The sequence below is a fragment of the Pseudomonas sp. HMWF006 genome, from assembly GCF_003061205.1.
Classification (GTDB): domain Bacteria; phylum Pseudomonadota; class Gammaproteobacteria; order Pseudomonadales; family Pseudomonadaceae; genus Aquipseudomonas; species Aquipseudomonas monsensis.
This window is the reverse complement of sequence record NZ_QAIU01000200.1, coordinates 1-3,295: the sequence shown is the minus strand read 5'-3', so window position 1 is coordinate 3,295 and position 3,295 is coordinate 1. Positions and strand designations below refer to the sequence as shown.

Below are 3,295 nucleotides of genomic sequence, written 5' to 3'. Positions count from 1 at the left end.
CTGCAACTGAGGCATCTCGGTCTGCTCCGGCCGGGTCACCAACCAGTAAGACTGATGCCCTTCCACGTGCACATTCAGCACCTGGGTCAACTGCCCACTGGCCAGTTCCGCCGCGACCATGTGCCAGTCGGCAATGGTGATGCCCAGCCCGTCGGTGGCAGCCTGAATCGCCAGGTCCAGCAGGTCGAACTCGTAGCCGCCCTGGGTATCGACGCCACTGATGCGCGCCGCGTCCAGCCAATGCTTCCAGGTCAGGTAACGCTGATCTTCCTTGGCCAGCACATGCAGCAGCGTCAGGCGATTGAGGTCGATGCCCTGCTCGCCGCCCTCGCGGGCATACAGCGACGGTGCGCACACCGCGATGTGCCGCTCCTGAATCAGCAGCGAACTGTCGAGGCCGTCCCACTCACCGTCGCCAAAACGGATCGCGCAATCGAGGGTGCTGGTTTCCGCCAGGCTGTCCTGCAAACGCGTGGTGATGCTCAGTTCCAGCTCCGGGTGCTGCTCGCGCAAGCGTCCCAGGCGCGGCATCAGCCAGCGACTGGTGAAGGTCGGAGGTGCGTTGATGTGCAGCCGGTTGGAATGGGTTTTCTGCTGAATGCTGCGCACCGTCAGTTCGATCTTGTCGAACGACTGGTGCAACGCCCGCAGCAGGACCTTGCCGGCGGCCGTCAGCTCCAGATGATGGTGACGGCGTTCCAGCAGGCTTTCGCCGAGCTGTTCCTCCAGTTGCCGCACCTGACGGCTGACCGCACTCTGGGTGACGTTAAGCAACTCGGCGGCGCGGGTGAAGCTGCCGGTGCTGCCGGCCACTTCGAACGCCTTTAGCGCGTTCAGACCGGGCATTTTACGTTTCATATCAAGGCACTCGAAAACCACTGACAAGGCGCAAAGCATCCCACGACTGCGCCGGACTGTCCTACAGGATTTTCTGAGTAACATGCATTCGATGCAGGTTTGCGTATCGTTTTTATCGTTTGTTCAACCTCCGGCGGAGGGCAAAACTGCGCGACATCTCTAATAAAAACAATCGAGAGCCGCTCCATGCCCTTCCCTGTCTCTTTGCGCCTGCGCACCACCTCCATCGTTCTGTTCTGCAGCGTTGCCGCTCCGGCGATGGCGGTACAAGTCACCGACAACCTTGATCTTGGCGGCGCCGTTCGCGCGCGCTGGGACGTGGACCCGGATCGCGACATTCAGAAGTTCGGCCTAGACACCGTATTCCTCAGCGCCAAATACAATTCCGACAGCTGGATCGGTGAGGCGCAGTACCGCTTCTACGGTCGCTCCTACCCTTACCAGTACACGAAAAACTACGGTGATATTCAGTTCGCCAAGTTCGCCTGGGCTGGCTACAAGTTCAACCCGGACCAACAAGTGCAGGTCGGCCTGAACACCGTGCCGTTCGGCTTGCAGCCGTACTTCGGCAGCACCTTCTACGAAACCCTGGGCAACGTCATCGGCCTGGAAGACGTGCAACAGATCGGCGCCAAATACATCCAGCAAAGCGGTGACTGGAACATCCAGGGCGGTTACTACCTGCGCCCGGCGTGGCAAGGCAAAGGCACCAGCAAGGGCGTCACCTATTCCAGCGTGGTGTCCGGGGCCGACAGCTACGTCGCCGACGGCAGCGACAACCAGGAACGCAACACGGTGGTGCTGCGCGTGGCAAAAGCACTGGATCTGGGCCCATGGAAATCAGAAGTGGGGATTTCCGGCCTGACCTCGACCCTGGAAAACAAGGACACCGACAACGATGGCCGGCGCAACGCCGTGGCCATTCACTATCTGGGCAAGAACGGCCCGTGGGGCGTGCAGTTGCAGGCGGCGCGCCAGCAGATGTCGCCGCGCAATTCCGGCAGCGATGAAGTGGTGACCCTCGGCGGCTACGACGGCACCTACAACGTGGCTAGTCGCGGCAATCTGTACGTCGCCGATCTGAGCTATGACGTGGGTGGTAAATACCTGTTCGATCAGGTCAGCGGGATCAAGCTCTACGCCAACTACAGCGCCTTCGACAAATCTGCCAGCGGCTTCAAGACCTCTGAGCGGATGATCCTCGGCAGCTCGTTTTCAGTGAGCAAATTGTGGGTGGCGACCGAGTGGTTGTTCGGCCGAAACGATCCGTACATCGGTGGCAGCAGTTACACCCAAAGCCTGGGCGCGGGGGGGCTGGATCAGTGGGAAAACCAGTTGTATGTGAACGTCGGTTACTACTTCTGATCCTGATGCGTTGGTGTTCATGACATAGCTGTCGCGAGCAGGCTCACGCCTACAGTGGTCCGTGCACGGATCCAGATGCAGGCGTGAGCCTGCTCGCGATGGCGTGCGTGTAAACAACACTTGCATCCGCCCTCCACCAATAGTCAGATACGCCCAAAGGAAAAACCTGCAAAACAACAATAAACCGGGCCACCGGATCGGAGTTCCACCTCCATGCGTCAACTGCCCTCGCTCAACACTCTGCGCGTGTTCGAAGAAGTCGCGCGGCATCGCAGTTTCAGTCAGGCCGCGCTGAGCCTGAACGTCACCCAAGGCGCCGTCAGCCGCCAAATCAAACAGCTTGAAGACTATCTCGGCGTCGCGCTGTTCGTGCGCACCCCGCAAGGCCTGTCGCTGACCGAAGCCGGCAGCAACCTCAAACCTCATCTGGCCGAAGCCTTCGACCACATCGAACGTTCTCTGCAAGCGGTGCGCGTGCCGAATCTGCGCCAACGCTTGAAAGTGCTCGCACCGCCGACCTGGGCCACCCGCTGGCTGTCGCCGCACCTGCGCGCGTTCTGTCAGCGCTACCCGGACATCAACCTCAGCGTGACCAACCAGATCGGCCACGACAGCCTCACGGAAGTCGATTGCCACATCCGCTTCGGCCTCGCGGCAGCGCCTCACTGCGTCAGTCAGTTGCTGGTGATGGAACGACATATTGCCGTGGCCAGCCCGGAGTTGTTCATGGCCGAGCAGCCACCGGATCTGCAAGCGTTCCCGCTGCTGCACATCCTCCACGACGGCAAACGCTTGAAGGTCTGGGAAAACTGGCTGGCAGCCATGGGCCGCGATGACATTGATGCCGCACAGGGACTGGAATTCAGCACTCTGGACCAAGTGATTCACACCGCACTGGCCGGCGGTGGACTGGCGGTGATCGACCGCCAGATGATCGAAAAGGAACTGGCCAACGGCAGCCTGTTGCCGATCACCCCGATTGAGGTGGTCGGCCCTTATGGTTATTGGCTGGATGTGGCGAATGACAAGCAAGGCTTGTCGAAAGTGAAGCTGTTTACCGATTGGTTGAGTC

At 60.3% G+C, this 3,295-nt stretch carries 3 protein-coding genes; 2 read left to right on the top strand and 1 reads right to left on the bottom strand.

The features are described 5' to 3' along the window. Nucleotides 1–858: LysR substrate-binding domain-containing protein (locus tag DBR24_RS07830; RefSeq protein WP_128614421.1), on the bottom strand; the 858-nt coding region annotated here is incomplete at its 3' end. 186 nt (nucleotides 859–1,044) lie between these two features. On the opposite strand from DBR24_RS07830, the gene DBR24_RS07825 reads away from it, so the two are divergent. After that, nucleotides 1,045–2,223 carry a hypothetical protein gene (locus DBR24_RS07825; RefSeq protein ID WP_128614420.1) on the top strand — a complete coding sequence of 393 codons (1,179 nt, stop codon included), beginning with the start codon at nucleotides 1,045–1,047 and terminating at the stop codon, nucleotides 2,221–2,223. Between the two features lie 213 nt (nucleotides 2,224–2,436). Next, on the top strand, nucleotides 2,437–3,295 hold an 859-nt coding region (locus tag DBR24_RS07820; protein WP_128614419.1), incomplete at its 3' end, for a LysR substrate-binding domain-containing protein.

Bases quoted from the DNA above. Each gene is read 5' to 3' on its own strand.
- DBR24_RS07825 (WP_128614420.1), top strand. From the start codon at position 1,045: ATGCCCTTCCCTGTCTCTTTGCGCCTGCGCACCACCTCCATCGTTCTG.